Source organism: Dorea sp. AM58-8 (genome assembly GCF_003464045.1).
Classification (GTDB): domain Bacteria; phylum Bacillota; class Clostridia; order Lachnospirales; family Lachnospiraceae; genus Claveliimonas; species Claveliimonas ammoniilytica.
In genome coordinates this window covers 1-20,358 of sequence record NZ_QSDM01000005.1, presented here as the reverse complement: position 1 = coordinate 20,358, position 20,358 = coordinate 1, and the positions used below count along the sequence as shown (strand labels likewise).

The following is a 20,358-nucleotide window of genomic DNA, read 5'->3' as shown; positions in this document are numbered from 1 at the left end:
TACATATGGGACAGACAAATAGTTTTACAAGACTTATCAATTCGAGAAAGCATATCAGATTATATGCCAGAGAATATGCCGAAGAGCATGGACTGAATGCATCTGAAGTAGAGAAGGATATTATACAGGCTAAGAAATACAATCACATTTCTTTTGGCGAATATGCATGGACCGGATTCTATGATCTGACACAGGAACAGAAGAAGACGGTATCTACACTCTGGTCCCGTATGGAATTTCGTAAGAAATTTACAGACCGACGTTATATCGGTATGTTGATGAATAAATATATATTTTCCAAAGTATTTGATGAATTTTATGGAAGAAAATGTGTGCAGGCTTCCGATGTGACGGAGGATGTACTGAAAGAGCTGGCGGAAGGAACCGGCAAGGTTGTATATAAGCCAAACTGCAAGGGGATGGGCAAGGGTGTCCGTGTCCTGCCGGTAACCTGTGCAGAAGATATAAAAGATGCACTTGATCACATTCGGAATGGCGGCAACGGAATCATAGAAGAATACATCTGCCAGGATAATGTGCTGAGTGAACTGAATCCAAGTGCAGTGAGTGTGGTGCGATTTTATTCGGTAACGTCTCCATACGGAACCCATCTGTTTGCGCCGGTGCTGACTTCGGCACTGCACAAAGATATCGCCAATGGCTGCCAGGATGCGCTGACTGCGGTAGTGGATATCCGTACGGGAAAAGTGCTCACAGATGCTGTGGATCAGAACAAGATGGAAGAATATACGGTGCACCCGATGACAGGCGTGGCTTTCAAGGGGCTGCAGCTAAATCATTGGGATAAAACACTGGAAATGCTGAAGCGGGCTGTGCCGCTTGGCAAGAAGATCTCTAATATCGGCTGGGATGTGGCAATCACAAAGGATGGACCGGTATTGATCGAGGCCAATACCATTCCGGGATTTAATACCGCTCAGTATGCGGGATATGGATGGATCACAGATGGTTATGGATATCAGCCGCTGTTTGATGCGGTCAATGACATTCCGTTTGTAGATGACGGAAGATATGAACGAGTAGTTATGAGATTGGAATAGAAAGATAGTAGAGGAATTACAGATGCCGGACAAGATTAAGATGTATTATTCGAAATTGCGGAATATGGGAGACTGTCTGAATGAGCTGATCGTAAAGGAATGCTTTGGATATGAGGCAGAACGCCATTCTTTTCTGGATGGGGAGATCTGCGGGATCGGAAGCTGTCTGGGACAGTATACGCTGCATGGTTCGGCAATGATGCGTCTGCAGCAGCGGATCAACGGGATCCGTAAGCCACATGTGTATGTGTGGGGGACCGGTTTTATCAATTATTCGGATGCGGATGGGAAGTTTTTTAAGCGGAATATGGAATTCTGCGCCGTCAGAGGAGAGCTTACCAGAAAGAATGTAGAGCGCATGACGGGAAAGAAAATGGACATTCCGATGGCAGATGCCGGAATTCTGGCGTCAGAGTTATTGAAAGAACGGCCGGAGGTATGTTATGATGTGGGCGTTGTACCTCATCTGTGTGATCTGAAGGACCCGGCGGTGGAGAAGCTGCTGGCATCCTATGATAACGCAAAGTTATTAATGTAAAAGATGATCCTTTACAGGTAGTGAAGGAGATTGCAGAGTGCAGATACATTATTTCCAGCAGCCTGCATGGACTGATCGTTGCAGACAGTCTGGGAATCCCGAATATGTATCTGGTATTTGGAGACCGTCTGTTAGGAGACGGTTATAAATTTGAAGATTATTATTCGGCGTACGGTGTGGAAGCGCAGCCAAGAGATCTGCGCACAGAGAAGGCGCCGGAGTTAACAGAGATAGAAGAACAGTATCAGATCTTACCGGAGATGGTGGAGGAGAAGAAACGGCAGATGAAGGCAGCATTTCCATATCCGGTAAAAAACAGGTAATAAAACGGAAAGATACAGAAGGATATATCTAATGGAAGCGAAGAAGATTTCGGTAATTATTCCTACATATAATAGAAAAGAAAAGCTGCCGGCCTGCGTGGACAGTGTGCTTGCGCAGACCTATCAGAATATCGAAGTGCTGGTAGTGGATGATGCTTCGACGGATGGGACAGAAGAATTATTCCGTGAGATCAGTGATCCTAGAGTGAAGTATCTCAGATACGAAGAGAATCACGGCGCCTGTTATGCAAGAAATTATGGCGCGGAACGCTCGGATGGTGAACTGATCGCATTTCAGGACAGTGACGACACCTGGCATCCGGACAAGCTGGAGAAGCAGGTGCGCTTTCTGGAAGAGACACAGGTGGATATGTGTTTCTGCGGAATGAACCGGATAGCGACAAATGGCAACCATTTCCATTTTCCGGTGCATGATTTTCACAAGGAGCATGCGGTAGAGGAGTTTCTGGCGGAGAACAGAGCCAGTACACAGACCATGCTGATGAAGCGGGAGATCTGGGAGACACTGCGCTTTGATGAGAATATCAAGCGGTATCAGGATTGGGATTTTGGTATCCGTGCGGCGAATACATTTGACCTGGGGTATATGCCAGAGGCATTGGTAGAATCGGAAGTGGGTGCAGACAGTATCTCAGCGCGAGTTGCGTCTTATCAGCATCTGCTGCATTTATATAAGAAGCATCTGGATCTGTACGAACAGTATCCGAAGAGTATGGCAGTGATGAACCGGAGAATGGGTAAGCGTGTGCATCCGACAGATCCGGCGCTTGCTGCAAAGCATTTTAAAAAGAGCCTGAAATTAAGTAAGAATCCATATGATCTGAAATATTGGATCATGGACAGCATAAGAAGCAGTGTGAACGGAAGAGAAAGGAAGGTTTCGGAATGATAGCATTTGTAATCCTGCACTATCGTGCAGCGGATATGACTAGAAAATGCGTGGAACGAATCAAGGCACTGGAAGGCGACAAGAAGATTGTGATCGTGGACAATGCGTCGCCGAATGGAACAGGACAGGAACTGTTAGACGAATATACAGAAGATTCAGAGATTAAAGTCATTCTGAATCCGGAAAATTCCGGCTTTGCAAAAGGTAATAATATGGGAGTGCGCTGGGTACAGGAGAATGTGCCGGCGGATTTCGTGGTGGTACTTAACAATGACGTGGAGATTTTGCAGAAAGATTTCTGTCCGAAGGTGGAAGCAATCTATCGCAGACATTCGTTTGATGTGCTGGGACCGGATATTATCTCGGTGTTTTCCGGTATTCACCAGAATCCGAAGAGCCTTCACGGATATTCACTGGAATCCGTAAGAAAGAAACGGGAAAAGGTGGCGCGTACAAAGAACCCGATCCTGCTGTTACTCAGCAGCGGAGAAAAGAACAGCCCGGCAATCTGGAAGAGAGTACAGCGCAGAAGAAGAGCAAAACAGTGTATCGACAGCAGTATCCCTACGGAGGGAAGTGTACTGCATGGTTCCTGCGTGATTTTTTCCAAACGCTATCTGAAAAAGCATCCGGAGCCATTTTATCCGAAGACCTATATGTATTTTGAGATGGAGATTTTGGACTGGCTGTGCAGAAAAGATAAAAGTGTGGTGCGTTACGATCCTTCAATTGAAGTGCTGCATTACCAGTATGTGTCCTCCAAACAGGAATACCGTTCGATCGTAAAACGGTCAAAGTTTGTGATCGACTGTCTGCTTGATTCTCTGACGGCAGCAGAAGAACTGATCCTGGAAAGTGAGGCAGAGGCATGAAAAAGAAGAAGATAAGCAAAGCGTCCAAGGCTTTTTACATAGCGCTTTCCTATCTGTCTCCGAGATTGAATACGAAGTTATTATTTCTGAAAAAATTCGGACGTTTTCCGGATCTGAAGGATCCAAAGACATTAAATGAAAAAATCCTGAAGCTAAAGCTTGAGACATATGGCAGGGATCCACTGGTCAGACAGTGCGCAGACAAATATTGCGTCCGGGAATACATTGATAACTGTGGACTGGAGCATTGCCTGAACAAGCTGATTGCAGTCTATGACACACCGGAAGAGATCGAATGGGACAAACTTCCGGAGCAGTTTGCCATGAAATGGAACTTTGGATGTGGATATAACATCATCTGCCAGTCTAAGAAGGATTTAGATATCCCGGCGACGGTGGAGAAACTCCGCAAATGGGGCAAAGAACCGTTCTGGGCGTATTTTTCAGAGCTTCAGTACCGGAAGATTGAGAAGAAGATCATCGTAGAAGAATATATCGGCGGAGCAGACGGATCACTTCCGGAGGATTACAAATTCTACTGCTTTCATGGAAAAGCGTACTGCGTGATGGTATGCGCAGGCAGAGAAGAAGGCTGGCCGAAATTCTATTTCTTTGACCGGGATTTTAAGTTGATGCGTATTAACAGAGATTCGAAAAATGCACCGGAAGGCTTTGCGCTTCCCAGACCTGCGGGACTGGAAGAAGCCTTTCAGACAGCGGATCGGCTGAGTGAAGGATTTCCATTTGTCAGAGTGGATCTGTACCTGACAGAGCAGGGAGTCCGATTTGGGGAAATGACATTCACGCCGGCTGCAGCATTGGATAATAAACGACTTCCGGAGACAGATCTTCTCTTTGGAAGCATGATGTAGGAGAGGGATATGAGAGTAGCAATTGTAGGAGCGGGCAATGCCGGATGTGCGATTGGAGCAGACTATGCCGGTAAAGGTCATGAGGTGACGCTGATCAAGACATCGCATGCCATGCATGATGATAACTTCCGGTATCTGTCTGAGAATCAGGGCAGGATGGTGCTGGATGAATTTGGGGAAGAAAAAGTAAGTCACATTGCCCATGTGACGAGAGAGATAGAAACAGTAAAAGGACAGGATGTGGTCTTTGTCTGCGTGCAGACAGGCTATCATCGGGATGTGTTGGCAAAGATACTCCCGCATCTGGAAGCGGGGCAGATTGTGGTAGTGAACCCTGGATATCTGTCAACGGCCTATGCCATTGGAATTGGCATTCCGAAAGGCGTGATCATCGCAGAGGCAGAGAGCAGTTTCATCGATGGACGGATCATGGAACCGGGAAGATTTAAGGTGGGATTTCGCAATGTAAGGAATCCGATCGGTATCTATCCGGTGCACCAGAAAGATTATGCTGTTTCCAAATTAGATCAGCTCGGCACGCCGTTTGCCTATGCAGACAGCGTGATCGAGACGGCGCTTCACAATCCGAACATGATTGTTCACACAGTTGGGGCAGTCATGAGTATTCCACGGATTGAAGCGACTGGTGGTGATTATTGCATGTACCATGAAGTATTTACTCCGTCAGCGTGGAAGATACTGGAAGCACTGGATCAGGAGAAAATGAATATCTTAGAACATCTTGGACTGAAGCCGGTTCCATATGTGGAAATGTGCAAATACCGCAACAGTCTGGACGATGAGAGTGATGCGAAGGAAGTATTCTTTGCGTATGCGGCAATGCCGGAGCGTGCGAAGGGACCAACATCCGTGAATTCCAGATATATTACGGAAGACATTCCACAGGGACTGGTGTTGATGGAATCACTGGGACATGTGCTGGATATTCCGGTTCCGGTGTGTACATCATTGATCGAGATCGCATCGGCAGCACTGGGTACGGATTTCCGTGCCGGTGGCCGTACCCTGGAACGTCTGGGAGAAGAGAATGTGCAGCAGATATTGAAGGAACGGAAAGGCGAGTAACGGACATGTCACAGTGGAATGCTGTTAAGAAAACATGGAAGATGGCAGAGAGTCTCCGCAGACAGCGGGGAGGGCTTGCGATGTGGTATTTTCTGGATGCCATAGGCTGTGGCTACCGGCACGGCGCATCGCCTGAGAATTACCTGGTACTGCGCTTCTATGAGCTGAAAGATGCAGAGCGTTATCAGTATCTGACTTCTGGCAGGTCATCCAAGGCAGACCGGGAGCTGAACCGGCGGCTGTCAGAGGAAGATGCCAGGATCATGGCACAGAAGCATCTGTTTTACCGACAGTTTGAAGGACTGGTAAAGCGGGAATATCTATATGTGCCAGATACGGAACCGGCAGACTTTGAGGCATTTCTGAAGGGTCATGAATGCATCATATGCAAGCCGAGCCGGGGAATCATGGGGCATGGGATCCGTAAGATCCATACAAAAGAAATAGAAGATATTCCGTCATTCTATGAGGAATGTAGGAAAAATAATATGCTGGTCGAAGAATGTATCGTGCAGCATGAAGTACTGGAACACGTCCGTCCGGGATGTGTGAATTCCATTCGGATCAACACAGCCAGAGACCAGAAAGGCCAGATACATCTGATCGGTGCCTGTCTGAAATGTGGTGGTGCAGGAGCAGTGGCGGATAATTTTCACTCCGGCGGTATCGCATATCCGCTGGATCTTGACAGAGGATGCGTATCGGGACCTGGAAGAAATAATACAGAGATCCGGGACTACGACAGACATCCGGGAACCGATTATTATATGCCTGGACTGCAGATTCCACACTGGGAGCAGATCAGGGCATTGGTAAATGAAGCAATGGAAAGAATGCTGGGAATTGGCTACGTGGGATGGGACATTGCAGTGACACCGGATGGTTGTGAACTGATCGAAGGGAACTGTCACTGGCCTGGCGGCAATATTATACAGTTAGATGGGATTGGCAAATATCCACAGATACAAAAGTGTTTAGAGGGAGCAGCAGAGGAAGATGGAAAAGAAGAAAAACATATTATTGGATAATTATCTTGTGAAGAATCTCAGAGCATATCCGGTTCTGAAGAAGAAATTCATGCATTATATAGAAGGGACAAAGGAACTGCCGGAAGGATTTACCAAGCGTAAGTTATTCCATGATTATCTGAAGGTGCGCAGAAACAATCCGGAAAAACGAGTGTCTCAGTCAGAGTATATGATCTTCGGCTTCTATGGCTTAAGTCCGGAAGAACAGAAAAGATATCTGACAGATATCGAGGCGACCAGACTGATGCGTCCATATAATAACGAATCTGAAAAATATCTGAAAGACAAATTAAGCTTTTTGAAGAATTTTACACAGTTTGTCAGCAGGGGATGGCTCTATGTGCCGGAAGCAAGCTATGAAGAGTTCGATGCATTTGTGCACAAGTATCATGTGGTTGCGCTGAAGCCACAGTATTCTAGCTGGGGAATCGGATTTATCCGTCTGACAGAGGCAGAGTTTGACGCGAAAGAAGATAAAGAAGAATTCTATCAGAAGATGATCAAGGGAAGATATCTGGCAGAAGAGTTTGTGGAGTCTCATGAATCACTGGCAGTATTCCATCCATCATCACTGAACACGCTGCGCGTGATCACATTCCGTAACGAGGATCGGTTTGAAGTATTCGGATGTGGATTACGTGTGGGCAATAACGGACTCCATGTGGATAACGCTCACGGAGGCGGAATTTTCTGCGAGATCGATCCGAAGACCGGTATTATCAACACAGACGGGATCGATGAATGTGCCAATACCTATATCGCACATCCAATGACCGGTATGCAATTCCGAGGTGTGCAGATTCCATTCTGGGAGGAAATCTGTGCGCTGTGTAAGGAAGCGTCACAGGCACTTCCGTGTCTGCGTGTGGTAGGCTGGGATGTGGCAATCCTTTCCGATGGAAGACTGGAGCTGATCGAGGGCAATCACAGTCCGGGAATGAATATCGTACAGGCACCGGCAAAGCACGGTGTGCATGATAAATTTGAATCTATGCTTTTGGATTACTATGGTGATCCGGAACAGTACATATGAGATACAAGGGAGGATTCCGTCTGGTGGCGGGATCCTTTTGCTTGCACAGAAATCAACTATGGAAAGTTCTGCTATGAGTTCATAGAGTATATTGTATGAATAATACTGGCTGTGGTAAAATGGTTAAAAATAAAATGTATTAATCTCTATTTGGAAAGGAAAGCATATGGCATTAGAAAATAAGCTTAATATTACAGATTCCACAGAACTTGCGAGAATGGAAGAAAAGATAAGCAAGAAAAAAGCAGTAGAGCTATTTGAAAATGGATATTTGGATAACTATAAAGCAGGAAGTTTTGAGATGCTTGCGGCCATTCATAAATATCTATTTGGAGAAATATACGATTTTGCGGGAGACGTGAGATGTGTAAATATTTCGAAAGGAAACTTTCGATTTGCTCCTGTTATGTATTTGCAAGCTGCAATTGATAATATTGAGAAGATGCCGCAGTCAACATTTGATGAAATTATTGAAAAATATGTTGAAATGAATATAGCTCATCCATTTCGTGAAGGGAACGGCCGAAGCACCAGAATATGGCTGGATATAATTATGAAAAGAGAGTTGAACAAAGTTATTGACTGGAGTGTTGTGGATAAAGAAGATTATCTGTTGGCGATGGAAAGAAGTCCGATCAAAGATATCGAGATAAAATATATTTTAAAACAGGCTTTGACAGAAAAGATTAACGATAGAGAAGTTTATATGAAAGGTATAGACCATAGCTATTACTATGAGGGCTATGTGGTGTACAAGGCGGAAGAACTGTAGCTATGTCATGTTCCAATTATTACAGAACCGTAAAGCTATTTCTGCTGGAAGATCCAGGCAAGTCCAGAGTATATGATTATACGGAATCTGTTCCGGTACACATATATCAGGAAGACTGCCGGATCTCACTTGATGAGCTGTTTCATTAAAAGTATCGTCCGCCACCGGTTCCCGGACCACCGCAGCAGACGCTTCCGCCGCAACAGAGGTTGCATACCAGATTGGCAATGCAAAGCTTCATGCAGTAATCGCTGCCGCCCATCGAGTAAGGACGATAAGGATTCTGCCTGGTCTGATACCAGCTTCCGCCACTCTGCAGACGCTGTAAGAGTACCTGATACTGCATGTTATTCGGGTCCATCTGATAAGCAGTCTTGGCGTGCTCCAGTGCAGCTACATTATTGCCAAGTCCGGAATTCGCCATAGCGCTGTAGTAGTACCACTGTGCACTGCGGTCTTTCATATCATTCAGCACATTCAGTGCTTCCTGATAGTGACCGCTGCCTATAAAGTTGGCAGCAGCACGCAGATGTAAGACATCTTCGTTATCCGTAGCTTCGGGACCGGCCTGTTGTCTGTAGCCACCGCCGAAGTCTCCCCAGAATCCACCGAAACCGCCAAAGCCTCCAAACGGATCCCCACTCTGACCGCTACCGTAGCTTCCGTATCCGCCGGAAGTACCGTAACCGCCTGTTCCATAGCTGCCGGAAGAGCCGTATTCACGTTCTTTCATAATCTGCTGGTAAGCCTGCTGTACTTCTTTGAATTTGGCTTCTGCCTGGTCTTTGTTAGGGTTATTGATATTCGCATCTGGGTGGTACTTGCGGCTCAGCGTACGATAAGCCTTCTTGATCTCGTCGTCACTGGCATCTCTGGATACCCCCAGAATCTGATATGGATCGGTCATGATTTGTTCTCCTGATTATTAACTGATTGGCGCTTTTCACAGATTGCTTCAAATCGGCACCATACGCCGGAATAGAGAATGTTGCGAAGAATCTCAGCATGAGTGAGGATTGGTAACTTCTCAAACTCACGAGAACATTCAGCAATCATCATCGTAAGGATCTGCTTACAGTAATCATTAAAATCTTCGCGTTCTCTGAAGCGCATAAAAGGATTATAACACGCATTTGCAATATCGTCATCTATATCCTCATAAGCATCCATCAGATAAATGAATTTGCCCAGGAAAAATCCCATTCGGTGAAGGGAGTCTTTCCATATATCCTGCTTCCAGACGAAGATTTCAGCCATGATCTCGCCGAACAGACCGGCCATCTTGTCCAGATCCTGCTCATTCGCTTTTTCGCAGGAAGAGATTTGGACGAGCATATCGCGGATGAGCTTAACTTTTTTCGGGTAAGTCTTTTCAATCTTCTTCACCTTGGAACGAAGAAGCCTGGAATTGATCCAGGCTTTTTTCTTATGTTCGTCTGTCCAGTCATCCAGACATTTATAATAAGAGAGAACAATATTCATATCTGCGGCGTACTGCGTGATCTCATTGGTGCGTGCGGCATGCTTCTGAAATGGATGTGCCACACAGTTACGGATCGAATCTTCTGCCGGCGGCTCGTATAAGCCGGAAAGCAGGATAATGAGAAATGTCATATCATAGGATAATGTAATCTGACCGCTTCGCCCGTAACGTTCCTTTAAGTCTTTGCAGAGTCCACAGTAATAAGCATGATAAATGTCAAAATCGCGGAATTTCATTTCCGCTTTATTAATTGCAATGTATCCGAACATGGGATGACTCCTTAGCTCTTTTTGATAAATGTGGTGTTACACTTTGGACAGCGGATCTCAATCTTGCCCTTGCCTCTTGGTACACGGATCTTCTGTTTGCAGGATGGACAACGGTAAATATGGTGTGTCTTTCTCTGGCCAAACAGGATCTTCTGGGTGTAGAACCAGTGACGGATCTTATATGTTTTGTTCAGAAACACCTGATTTTCGGAAGATCTCTTATATACATTGCGGGAGAACATCCGGTAATATGCCAGAATCAGAAGAACCCACACCAGTAGATTAATAATCCGGCTGGTAAAAATGTAGTTGATAACAACTAAAAAAAGTGCCAGTCCGATGGTAAAACGTCCCATAGTATCCATACCATATCGACCAGCCATGAAGCGTGCAAACTTTTCACGCATGATCTCACGTCCTTTCGTAGAGACTCTTTTAAGAGTCTGCCCTCATATAAATTTTCTATTTTAAAATGATACGCTGAATCTGCGGAAAGTCAATAAACTTCCTCTTAAAAATCTATAAAAAAAGAAGCAGATGTGTTATTCTAAAAGAACACTGAGAGCGTAGGGAGGGGTGTGTATGGAAGAACTGACCAGACTGATCCGTGAGGACATGAAACCGGCATTGGGAGTAACGGAACCGGGTGCAATCGCATTTGCGGCAGCACGGGCGAAAGCAGAGACCGAGGGAGAAGTGTTGCGTGTGGATGTGGCACTGAATTCCGGCATGTATAAGAATGCATATACCTGTGGTATACCAGGCTCAGATGCGTATGGGAATCTCCAGGCGGCAGCTTGGGTGTAGTAGCGGCAGACCCGGCGAAAGGGCTGGAATCATTGGATGGTATTACAGATGCAGATAATGAAGCTGCGGCGAAGATGGTTCGGGATGGCAGGGTGCATGTTGCACTGGATCATATGGGATCAGAGATCACCATTGATGCGACGGTGTGCACAGAGACCGATACCTGCAGTGTCCATATCAGGGGAACGCACACGCATATCCAGTGGATAGAGAAGAATGGCGAGATCGTATTTGGAGAAAAGACAGAGCAGCAGGAAGAATCAGAGGAAGCAGAGACACCGGTCATTCACCGTTATACTCTGCGACAGATTCTGGAATACGTGAAACAGGTGCCGGCGAAGGAGATCAGCTTCATCAGAGAAGCATTTTCCATGAATATCGAGCTTCTGGAAGAAGGAATCCATTCTAAGAAAACGACGATCGGTCCGATGCTTCTTCGTGCCAATGATGGTAAGATTATATCCGAAGATGCCCGCAAGACAGCACAGCTGATGTGTAATGGTGCGATCGAGGCGCGGGTACTGGGGTTATCCAGTCCTGCTATGAGTATTACCGGAAGCGGAGCACATGGTATTATCACAACCATGCCATTATTTGCCTATTACGAGGTGAATTATGAAGTGATCGATGATGATATTCTTCTTCGGGCAACGGCACTCAGTTACCTTATTACCATGTACATTAAGGAATATTCCGGAAGACTGTCTGCCTTTTGTGGATGTGGCATCGCAGCGGGAACCGGGATGGCATGTGGACTGGGATATCTGCGCGGTGCATCGGAAGCACAGCAGACGATGATCATCCAGAATATGGCATCGGGACTCACCGGTATGATCTGTGACGGCGGTAATCAGGGATGCGCGATGAAAGGCATGGTGGCTGTGGACGCGGCATTTCGTTCAGTGGATATGGCAATGCAGAATGTCTGTATTGATGCGATTCATGGCATTAACGGCCGGACGCCGGAAGATACCATGCGTAATATGGGCAGGATCGCGTCACCTGGAATGGTAAAGACAGAAGAAGTAATCGTAGATATCATGAAGAATAAGTGAGACTCTGAAAAATAGCAGAAATAAAGGGAGAACTGACATGGGGGAGAGAAAGACGTATCACCGCGGACGCAGGAAAAAGAAAAAGGGCGGCATCATAAGTACACTGATATTGATCATTGCGATTGCTGTGTTCTGCGTGTCAGGTTATCAGCTATATAAGATATTCGGTGGATATCATCAGGGTAAATCTGAATACGACAAGGTTCGGGAAGTGGCGGTACATGGCGATGACAAGGATGAAGATGAATTCGTAGTAGATTTTGATGAATTGAAGAAGATCAATGCAGATACAGTGGGATGGATCCGCTTCTATCCGGAGCCGTCGCAGATCAGTTATCCGCTGGTGCAGACAACGGACAACGATCTGTATCTGAATCGGACATTTTCAGCGAATGAGAATACAGTAGGCGCGATCTTTGTAAATTGTGACAACGCATCGGATTTCAGTGACCGTAATACGATCATTTACGGACACCGTATGAGGGATCATTCCATGTTTCATGATCTGGAGAAATACAAGGATGAATCTTTCTGGAAAGAGAATCCTTATTTCTATATCTATACACCGGACGGACGGAAGCTGACCTGTCACATTTATTCCGCAGGAATTGTGAAGGATACATCCAGTACGTACCTGACGCAGTTTGCATCTGATGAAGAATATCAGGCATTTCTGGATGATACGAAGCGCGCCGGAGCGTATCATACAGGTGTGGAAGTTACGACCGATCAGCGCGTGGTCACATTGTCTACCTGTACGGCGGCAAGCGATGATAACCGTATGGTGGTAAGAGGTGTGATCGAATCTGAAGATGTGGTAAAAAAGTAATGAAGAAAAGATGGAAATGAGGAATATTCATGGCATATACATATGAAGTCGGAGACATTGTAAAACTGAAAAAGAAGCATCCGTGTGGCAGTTTCGAGTGGGAGATCCTGCGTGTGGGCGCAGATTTTCGTCTGAAATGCACCGGATGCGGACATCAGATTATGACACCGCGTAAGATGGTGGAGAAGAATACGAAGGGACTTCGCAAACCAGAGTAAAAAAGGTAAGGTAAAAAAGAAGAAAGTGCTTGCATTATAGCTGGTTATATGGTATCATTCTAACTCGTGATATATTGTTTTGCCCAATTACAGGGCTATCCTTGCTCCTGGGAAGAAACAGGGGCCAAAAGACCAGAAGGAGGTGCACACTACATGAATAAGTATGAATTAACTGTTGTAGTCAATGCAAAAATCGAAGATGACGAAAGAGCACAGGTAATCGAAAAGGTAAAAGATTTAGTTACTCGTTTCGGTGGTAATGTGACAGACGTTGATGAATGGGGTAAGAGAAGACTCGCTTACGAAATTCAGAAGATGAAAGAAGCATATTATTACTTCATCCACTTCGAATCTGACGCTACAGTTCCAGGCGAAGTTGAAGAAAGAATTCGCATCATGGACAACGTACTCAGATATTTATGCGTAAAAGACGAAGCATAGAAGAAGAGAGGTAAAAGAATGAATAAAGTAATTTTGATGGGACGCCTGACCAGAGATCCAGAGGTACGCTACTCAGCAGGTGAGAATTCAACGGCAGTTGCAAGATACACACTTGCAGTTGACAGAAGATTCAGAAGAAATAATGACGGTGAACAGACAGCAGACTTCATCGGATGCGTAGCATTCGGCAGAAGCGCAGAGTTCGCAGAGAAGTATTTCCGCCAGGGTCTTAAGGTGATCGTTACAGGTCGTATTCAGACCGGAAGTTATACGAACAAAGATGGTCAGAGAGTTTACACAACAGACGTTGTAGTAGAAGATCAGGAATTCGCGGAGAGCAAAGCAGCAAGCGAGTCTCACATGAACGGCGGTTTCCAGGCGGCTCCAGCACCGGCACCTAGCGCACCGGCTGGTGACGGCTTCATGAACATTCCAGACGGAATTGATGAAGAATTACCGTTTAACTAGGCTGAATATATTTTCGGCAAATTATTTTTCAGGAGGTAATAATCATGGCTTACGATAAAAGCAATCGTCCAGAAGGCGGCTTCAAGAGAAGAGGCGGCGGACGCAGAAGAAAAAAAGTATGTGTATTCTGTGGTAAAGAGAATAACGAAATCGATTACAAGGATGTAGCAAAACTGAGAAAGTACATCTCTGAGAGAGGTAAAATTCTTCCTAGAAGAATCACAGGAAACTGTGCAAAGCATCAGAGAGCACTTACAGTTGCAGTTAAGAGAGCAAGACACATTGCACTGATGCCATACGTTCAGGACTAATTTAATTAGTCGAGTATGAGTGAATGAAAGAAAAGCCTTTAAATACCGGAAATCCGGTGTTTAAGGGCTTTTTTCTGTATCCGGGAAGTCTTGTATTTTCTTAACAGTTCTTAGGATTTCTTAGGAAAATGGTGCAAAATTTGGCAGAACAGAAATCATGCTACTAGAGAATTTTGGAGAGATTGTCCATGAAAGGGAAAAGAAAAGGCTTCCGCTGTCGGAAGTCCTGGAAGAATATAAAAATGAACGACGCAACATTCTATCGGAAATTGAGGGAATACCGTCTGATGAAACAGAAATAATATGTTCCAAACTCTAAAAAAACACACCTTTTACAAAAAATATAATCTGGTAATTTTAGCAAAAAAAAACATCTTCAGAGCTGTTCTAAATGATAAATCATTGAATAAATAGGCGTTTTCAGCTATACTAGATAATGATATAGTGGCTATTAACAGGTGTACCTTTTGAGAAAAGTCAAGGAAAGGAGCAGAAAGTAAATATGAAACAAAGATATTTGAAAAAGCCTTGTTCATTTTTGCTGGTAAGTGCAATGGTATTGACTATGTTTCCGACGTTTAGTACCAGCGTTCATGCAGAGGAAAATCAATCGCCAACGAAAGAGCAGTTTTCAACTGTTGAAGAATTAAAAAACTATGATACAAATGATAATGACGGAGTGAAAAATCCTGCAAAAGTCTATTTCGGAAACAACAATCAACAGTGGTGGATTGCAGGAAGTCAAAGTAATGATGGCATAACGTTATTTTCTGCAAGTTCTATGAGAGATGATGTACAATTTGAATCAAATTATATGGACAATAAAACATATGATGATAAGTGGAACTGTACCTATCCTGATAGAGAACCGGCAGAAGTTTTCCCGAATCACTACGGTGCGAGCTATATAAGGAATGTTACCTTAAAAGAGATGGAAGCTTCTTTTTTTACAGGTTCAGAACAGGCACTGATAAATAAAACAACGATTTATACTGATGATACGAAAAACAACGGCGTCTATTCCACGACGGATAAGCTATATTTGGCTTATGGAGACCAAGAAGATTATAATCACATTACTGTGGGAAAGAACAGCGCAAATGATTTGAATGACGGTCTTCGTATTGATCCAAGTTATTGGGGAAAATCTGTTCTTGAATTATTTTGGATTCGTTCACCATTTGTTAGTAATGATAATCCGAATGATGGAAGTAGTGTTTTGACTGCGTGGCCTTCTAAGAATTATCCTGCTTTTAGTGGAGCTCGAACAAGCAATGTAGAAAAAATAAGACCTGCTTTTGAACTGAATTCATCAACGATTCTTTTTGCGTCGGCTGTTCCGTCAGCAACATCCACAGGTAATTTAACACTGCAGGATACGGATGGAGATGGAGCGTTTACATTACGCTATGACGCCGGTAAGTATAGTAAGAACCTAGGTTCAGCCGTAATTTCTTATGATGATAGCAAGGTTATCTTAACAGATGTTCCAAATGGTACATATCTGGTTGCACAAAACAGCAATGGTGCGTATGCGAAACAAATTACGAATGAAACAGAAGTTTCTGCAAGTGGTATGAATTTAGATAGTTTTGCGAATTGCAAGATATGGCTGGAAACAACAGATACAGCAAATAGAATCACATATGCGGCTTTGGCAGAGAAAGAACAAGAAACTGCTGTGAATATTGTTGCGGGTGCGGGATTGAATATCACATCGAATAATGGTGTGCAGAAAGTTGTTCCAAACACGGCAATTACGAATATTATAGTAGAAGCTGTTGACGGATATTTTCTTCCGGATGGTTATGAGGATGGTATCCAGGGCTTGAACGGATTGACAGTAACAAATATCACTAAAAACGGTTTTACCATTTTAGGTACGCCAGCAAGTGATGTGAATATCACACTGCCACCTGCAACAAAGGCAGTTTACAGCATGCTTTTAAATGGTGACGGAACATTTACAGGAACTTGCGTAGGATATCAACCAATTACCGCAAAGGAATTTACGATTACAAATAGCGGAAATGTTGATTTAGAGAATGTAGATATATCTATCACGGGTACAGATAAGGATAAGTTCGAGTTGAGTGGTGATGGTACTACAACCATCCAGCCAAACGACACTCTAAAAGTAGCAGTAGCACCAAAAGACAGTTTAGCAACAGGTATATATCGGGCAACGCTTACTGTAACAGCAGCTAATGCTCAAATAGCAACAACGGAGCTACAGTTTACTGTAAACGAACATGATTATGTTGCAGTCGTTACACCACCAAATTGCACAGAGAAAGGATATACGACATATACTTGCAGGAATTGTAGTCATAGCTACAAAGGAAATGAGGTAGATGCGACAGGTCATACGTGGGGAGAATGGAAAGTCATCAAGGAAGCAACAACCACAGAAACAGGCAAAAAAGAACGTGTTTGTGAACGTTGTGATTATAAAGAAATAGCAGTCATTTCTATGATTTCCAACAAAGAACAGCCTACTACTTCTACAAAGCCAGATACAGCAGTTAAGACAGGCGATAGTACAAATATTTTGCTGTGGAGTATGGTAATGGTCATTTCCCTTGCAGGAATGCTGACAGCATTGTTCTTCAAACGCAGAAGAAACAGATAAGCAAGGATAAGGACAGGGACAAAGGTTTCTGTCCTTTTTTAGTTTATGGATGGTTCAGTGCGTCAGACCCATCGCCGGCATTCGCAAAACCTGACATCGCAGATTGTGCAAAGTTTTAGACAAATGTGTCATTGCGGGGGATATGTGGTCGTGCTATACTTGAAATAGCAGGGTTGAAAGGAGATATGACATGAACTCTATTGACATTCAGAACAAAGACAGTAAATATATTGCAAATACATACAAGCGTTTTCCGGTCACTCTGACAGAGGGATGCGGAGCGATCGCGAAAGATCCGGAAGGAAAGGAGTACATTGATTTCACAAGTGGAATCGGTGTGAACTGCCTGGGCTACGCAGATAAGGGGTGGGCAGATGCGGTGTCTGAACAGGCACACAAGCTGCAGCACACATCGAATCTGTACAGTACACAGCCGGATGTAGAGGTGGCTGAGAAGCTGTGCGAGTACACAGGGTTTTCCAAAGTATTCTTTGGCAACTCCGGTGCAGAGGCGAATGAAGGTGCTGTAAAGGTGGCAAGAAAGTACGGTATGGAGAAGCATGGAAGCCAGTGTAATACGATCATTTCGCTGAATAATTCTTTCCACGGACGTACGATCACTACACTTTCAGCGACAGGACAGGATGTGTTTCATCAGTTCTTTTTCCCATTTACAGAGGGATTCCGTTTTGTAGATGCAGGAGATGTTGAAGGATTGAAGAAAGCTGTTGATGATACGGTCTGTGGTATTATGATCGAGCTGATCCAGGGAGAAGGCGGAGTAGTTCCGGTAGATTCTGAGTTTGTAAAAGAGATCGCGCATATCTGTGAAGAGAAGGATCTGGTATTTGTAGTAGACGAGATCCAGACAGGCGTGAGCCGTACAGGTACATTCTTCTGCTATGAGCAGTTTGGAGTACATCCGGATGTAGTAACTATGGCAAAAGGTATCGGTGGCGGACTTCCGCTGGGTGCAGTACTGATGAATGAGAAGACATCCGGAGTGCTGGGATTTGGTCAGCACGGTTCCACATTTGGCGGTAATCCGGTAGCATGTGCAGGTGCCAAATATGTACTGGATCATGTTATGGATGAGACATTTTTGAAAGCAGTTAATGAAAAGTCTGCATACATGATCGAGAAGCTGAATGCGATGCCTCAGATCAGGTCAGTGACAGGTCTGGGATTGATGCTTGGCGCAGAGCTTCCGGAGGATATGACGGCCGGAGAAGTAGCAGCGAAATGTGCAGAGAAGGGTCTGTTGGTACTGACAGCGAAGACAAAGCTCAGATTCCTTCCGCCGCTTACCATCAGCAAAGAGGAAATTGACCGCGGTATGGAGATTCTTGCAGAAGTGCTGCGCGGTTAAATGGATAGATATAAGAATAAAAGGATATGGAGGAAGCAACTATGGACAAACCAGTATTGGTAATTATGGCAGCGGGTATGGGAAGCCGTTACGGTGGTCTGAAACAGATCGACCCGGTGGATGCAGAAGGACACATTATTGTGGATTTCTCACTGTATGATGCAAAAAGAGCGGGATTCGAGAAAGCAATTTTTATTATTAAAGAGGAAAATGAGCAGGCATTCCGTGAAGCAATCGGAGACCGTGTGTCGGAATATATGGAAGTATCTTATGCTTATCAGAAGCTTGATAATCTTCCGGACGGATACAGCGTGCCGGAGGGCAGAGTGAAGCCATGGGGAACGGCACATGCAGTACTTAGCTGCATCGATCAGGTGAATGGACCATTTGCAGTCATCAATGCGGATGATTATTACGGCGTAGAGGCATTCCAGCTGATCTATGATTACCTGACAACACATCAGGATGATGATAAATTCCGCTATACCATGGTAGGCTATATTCTTGGTAATACCGTTACCGACAATGGACATGTATCTCGTGGTGTATGTACGACCAACGATCAGCATGAACTGGTAGAGGTTACTGAGCGTACCAAGATCGAGAAGAGAAATGGCGGTATCGCATTTACAGAGGATGACGGCGAGACCTGGACAGAGCTTCCGGCAGATACGATCGTATCTATGAATATGTGGGGATTCACCCGCAGCATTCTGGATGAGATCAAGGCAGGATTCCCGGCTTTTCTTGACAAGGGCATCAAAGAGAATCCGATGAAGTGCGAGTATTTCCTTCCGGCGGTAGTCAGCAGACTGTTAGAGGAAGACCGTGCAACCGTATCTGTACTTAAGTCTCATGATAAATGGTATGGAATTACCTACAAAGAGGATAAGCCGGTTGTAGTAGAAGCAATGCAGAAGATGAAAGATAACGGGGTATATCCGCAACATTTGTGGAAGTAAGATAAGGAGGATCAAACCTATGAGTATATTAATTACAGGAGGCGCAGGTTATATCGGAAGCCATACAGCTCTGGAGCTGTTAAATGACGGCTATTCCGTAGTGGTATATGATAATCTGTGTAATTCTTCCAGAGAGTCACTGAAGAGAGTGGAAGAGCTGACAGGCAAGAAGATTACATTTTATGAAGGGGATATCCTGGATGAAGAAGCATTGAAAGCGATGTTTGCAGCAGAGGATATCGAAGCAGTGATCCACTGTGCGGCACTGAAGGCGGTTGGAGAATCGGTAAAGAAGCCGTTGGAATATTACCAGAATAATATTACAGGAACATTGACACTTTTGAAGGTTATGGACGAAGTAGGCGTCAAGAATATCGTATTCAGTTCGTCTGCTACCGTATATGGTGATCCGGAAGTGATTCCGATCACGGAGTCTTGCCAGAAGGGACAGTGTACCAATCCGTATGGCTGGACCAAGTCTATGATGGAACAGATCATGACAGACCTGCAGAAAGCACATCCGGAATGGAATGTGATCCTGCTTCGCTATTTTAATCCGGTAGGCGCACACGAGAGCGGACGCATCGGTGAGGATCCGAAGGGTATTCCGAACAATCTGATGCCTTACATTTCACAGGTGGCGGTCGGCAAGCGTGAGAAACTTGGTGTGTTTGGCAATGACTATGACACACCGGACGGAACCGGCGTGCGTGATTACATCCATGTAGTGGATCTGGCAATCGGTCATGTAAAGGCAATTCATTATATCTTTACCAAACCGGGACTGGACATCATCAATCTGGGAACAGGAAGAGGATATTCTGTACTTGAGATGGCAAAGGCATTTGGTGAAGCCTGCGGCAAAGAGATTCCATATGAGATCCAGCCGAGAAGAGAAGGCGATATTGCAACATGCTACGCAGATCCTGCCAAGGCATGGAAGGTGCTTGGATGGAAAGCAGAGCGTGGTCTGAAGGAGATGTGTGAGGATGCCTGGAGATGGCAGTCTCAGAATCCGG

Annotated in this window: 23 protein-coding genes and 1 pseudogene; 21 read left to right on the top strand and 3 right to left on the bottom strand. The window is 44.8% G+C overall.

Features of this window, described 5'->3' with window-relative positions; all coding sequences use genetic code 11:
- The first annotated feature begins 5 nt into the window (after positions 1-5).
- The 11 genes from DXA18_RS05530 to DXA18_RS15625 all read left to right on the top strand — a co-directional run bounded on the left by DXA18_RS05530 (position 6) and on the right by DXA18_RS15625 (position 8,644).
- On the top strand, positions 6-1,061 hold the full coding sequence (locus DXA18_RS05530; protein WP_118383049.1) for a sugar-transfer associated ATP-grasp domain-containing protein: 1,056 nt from the start codon (positions 6-8) through the stop codon (positions 1,059-1,061).
- A 22-nt stretch (positions 1,062-1,083) separates the two neighbouring features.
- Entirely contained in the window at positions 1,084-1,599 is a 516-nt protein-coding gene (locus DXA18_RS05525) for a hypothetical protein (protein WP_118383048.1), read from the top strand.
- A gap of 20 nt (positions 1,600-1,619) precedes the next feature.
- Positions 1,620-1,922, top strand: coding sequence for a polysaccharide pyruvyl transferase family protein (locus DXA18_RS05520; RefSeq protein ID WP_158567093.1), 303 nt, complete (start codon positions 1,620-1,622; stop codon positions 1,920-1,922).
- A gap of 31 nt (positions 1,923-1,953) precedes the next feature.
- A complete protein-coding gene (locus DXA18_RS05515; protein ID WP_118383046.1) occupies positions 1,954-2,832 on the top strand; it encodes a glycosyltransferase family 2 protein in 879 nt (292 codons plus the stop codon).
- Positions 2,829-3,704: a glycosyltransferase family 2 protein gene (locus DXA18_RS05510; protein ID WP_118383045.1), complete on the top strand. Its 876-nt coding sequence runs from the start codon at positions 2,829-2,831 to the stop codon at positions 3,702-3,704. The genes DXA18_RS05515 and DXA18_RS05510 overlap by 4 nt, the downstream gene beginning before the upstream one ends.
- A complete protein-coding gene (locus DXA18_RS05505) occupies positions 3,701-4,576 on the top strand; it encodes an ATP-grasp fold amidoligase family protein (RefSeq protein ID WP_118383044.1) in 876 nt (291 codons plus the stop codon). The genes DXA18_RS05510 and DXA18_RS05505 overlap by 4 nt, the downstream gene beginning before the upstream one ends.
- A 9-nt stretch (positions 4,577-4,585) precedes the next feature.
- On the top strand, positions 4,586-5,662 hold the full coding sequence (locus DXA18_RS05500) for an NAD/NADP octopine/nopaline dehydrogenase family protein (RefSeq protein ID WP_118383043.1): 1,077 nt from the start codon (positions 4,586-4,588) through the stop codon (positions 5,660-5,662).
- Between the two features lie 5 nt (positions 5,663-5,667).
- Complete coding sequence (locus DXA18_RS05495) at positions 5,668-6,690, top strand: sugar-transfer associated ATP-grasp domain-containing protein (protein WP_118383042.1); 1,023 nt, start codon at positions 5,668-5,670, stop codon at positions 6,688-6,690.
- Positions 6,659-7,723, top strand: a complete 1,065-nt coding sequence (locus tag DXA18_RS05490) for a sugar-transfer associated ATP-grasp domain-containing protein (protein WP_118383041.1) — start codon at positions 6,659-6,661, stop codon at positions 7,721-7,723. The genes DXA18_RS05495 and DXA18_RS05490 overlap by 32 nt, the downstream gene beginning before the upstream one ends.
- 166 nt (positions 7,724-7,889) lie before the next feature.
- The gene (fic, locus tag DXA18_RS05485; protein WP_118383040.1) at positions 7,890-8,495 is read left to right on the top strand and encodes a protein adenylyltransferase Fic; all 606 of its coding nucleotides are present in this window, start codon (positions 7,890-7,892) and stop codon (positions 8,493-8,495) included.
- 2 nt (positions 8,496-8,497) lie between these two features.
- Complete coding sequence (locus tag DXA18_RS15625) at positions 8,498-8,644, top strand: hypothetical protein (protein ID WP_158567092.1); 147 nt, start codon at positions 8,498-8,500, stop codon at positions 8,642-8,644.
- On the opposite strand, the gene DXA18_RS05480 is transcribed toward DXA18_RS15625, so the two are convergent.
- Genes DXA18_RS05480 through DXA18_RS05470 form a run of 3 tightly spaced genes read right to left on the bottom strand, consistent with a single transcriptional unit; the run spans position 8,641 to position 10,654 of the window.
- Positions 8,641-9,402 (bottom strand): DnaJ domain-containing protein, encoded by a 762-nt coding sequence (locus tag DXA18_RS05480; RefSeq protein WP_118383039.1) that lies wholly within the window; start codon positions 9,400-9,402, stop codon positions 8,641-8,643. The genes DXA18_RS15625 and DXA18_RS05480 overlap by 4 nt on opposite strands.
- On the bottom strand, positions 9,399-10,247 hold the full coding sequence (locus DXA18_RS05475; protein WP_118383038.1) for a DUF5685 family protein: 849 nt from the start codon (positions 10,245-10,247) through the stop codon (positions 9,399-9,401). The genes DXA18_RS05480 and DXA18_RS05475 overlap by 4 nt, the downstream gene beginning before the upstream one ends.
- A gap of 11 nt (positions 10,248-10,258) precedes the next feature.
- Positions 10,259-10,654: a hypothetical protein gene (locus DXA18_RS05470; RefSeq protein ID WP_118383037.1), complete on the bottom strand. Its 396-nt coding sequence runs from the start codon at positions 10,652-10,654 to the stop codon at positions 10,259-10,261.
- A gap of 175 nt (positions 10,655-10,829) precedes the next feature.
- Here DXA18_RS05470 and DXA18_RS05465 point away from each other — a divergent pair.
- From DXA18_RS05465 to galE, 10 genes and pseudogenes are all read left to right on the top strand, one after another.
- Positions 10,830-12,109, top strand: a pseudogene (locus tag DXA18_RS05465) (L-cysteine desulfidase family protein).
- A 37-nt stretch (positions 12,110-12,146) separates the two neighbouring features.
- Positions 12,147-12,938 (top strand): class B sortase, encoded by a 792-nt coding sequence (gene srtB / locus DXA18_RS05460; protein ID WP_118383036.1) that lies wholly within the window; start codon positions 12,147-12,149, stop codon positions 12,936-12,938.
- Between the two features lie 29 nt (positions 12,939-12,967).
- Positions 12,968-13,156 (top strand): DUF951 domain-containing protein, encoded by a 189-nt coding sequence (locus DXA18_RS05455; protein WP_118383035.1) that lies wholly within the window; start codon positions 12,968-12,970, stop codon positions 13,154-13,156.
- 153 nt (positions 13,157-13,309) lie between these two features.
- Positions 13,310-13,597 (top strand): 30S ribosomal protein S6, encoded by a 288-nt coding sequence (gene rpsF, locus DXA18_RS05450; RefSeq protein WP_118383034.1) that lies wholly within the window; start codon positions 13,310-13,312, stop codon positions 13,595-13,597.
- Positions 13,598-13,615: 18 nt separating this feature from the next.
- Positions 13,616-14,065 (top strand): single-stranded DNA-binding protein, encoded by a 450-nt coding sequence (locus tag DXA18_RS05445; RefSeq protein WP_118383033.1) that lies wholly within the window; start codon positions 13,616-13,618, stop codon positions 14,063-14,065.
- 44 nt (positions 14,066-14,109) lie between these two features.
- Entirely contained in the window at positions 14,110-14,376 is a 267-nt protein-coding gene (gene rpsR / locus DXA18_RS05440; RefSeq protein ID WP_118383032.1) for a 30S ribosomal protein S18, read from the top strand.
- A 502-nt stretch (positions 14,377-14,878) separates the two neighbouring features.
- Positions 14,879-17,008 carry a hypothetical protein gene (locus DXA18_RS05430; RefSeq protein WP_118383031.1) on the top strand — a complete coding sequence of 710 codons (2,130 nt, stop codon included), beginning with the start codon at positions 14,879-14,881 and terminating at the stop codon, positions 17,006-17,008.
- A gap of 190 nt (positions 17,009-17,198) precedes the next feature.
- A complete protein-coding gene (locus DXA18_RS05425; protein WP_118383030.1) occupies positions 17,199-18,377 on the top strand; it encodes an aspartate aminotransferase family protein in 1,179 nt (392 codons plus the stop codon).
- 41 nt (positions 18,378-18,418) lie between these two features.
- Positions 18,419-19,339: a sugar phosphate nucleotidyltransferase gene (locus tag DXA18_RS05420; protein ID WP_118383029.1), complete on the top strand. Its 921-nt coding sequence runs from the start codon at positions 18,419-18,421 to the stop codon at positions 19,337-19,339.
- A 19-nt stretch (positions 19,340-19,358) separates the two neighbouring features.
- Positions 19,359-20,358 (top strand): UDP-glucose 4-epimerase GalE (gene galE, locus DXA18_RS05415; protein WP_118383028.1); only part of this gene is annotated, 1,000 nt, incomplete at its 3' end.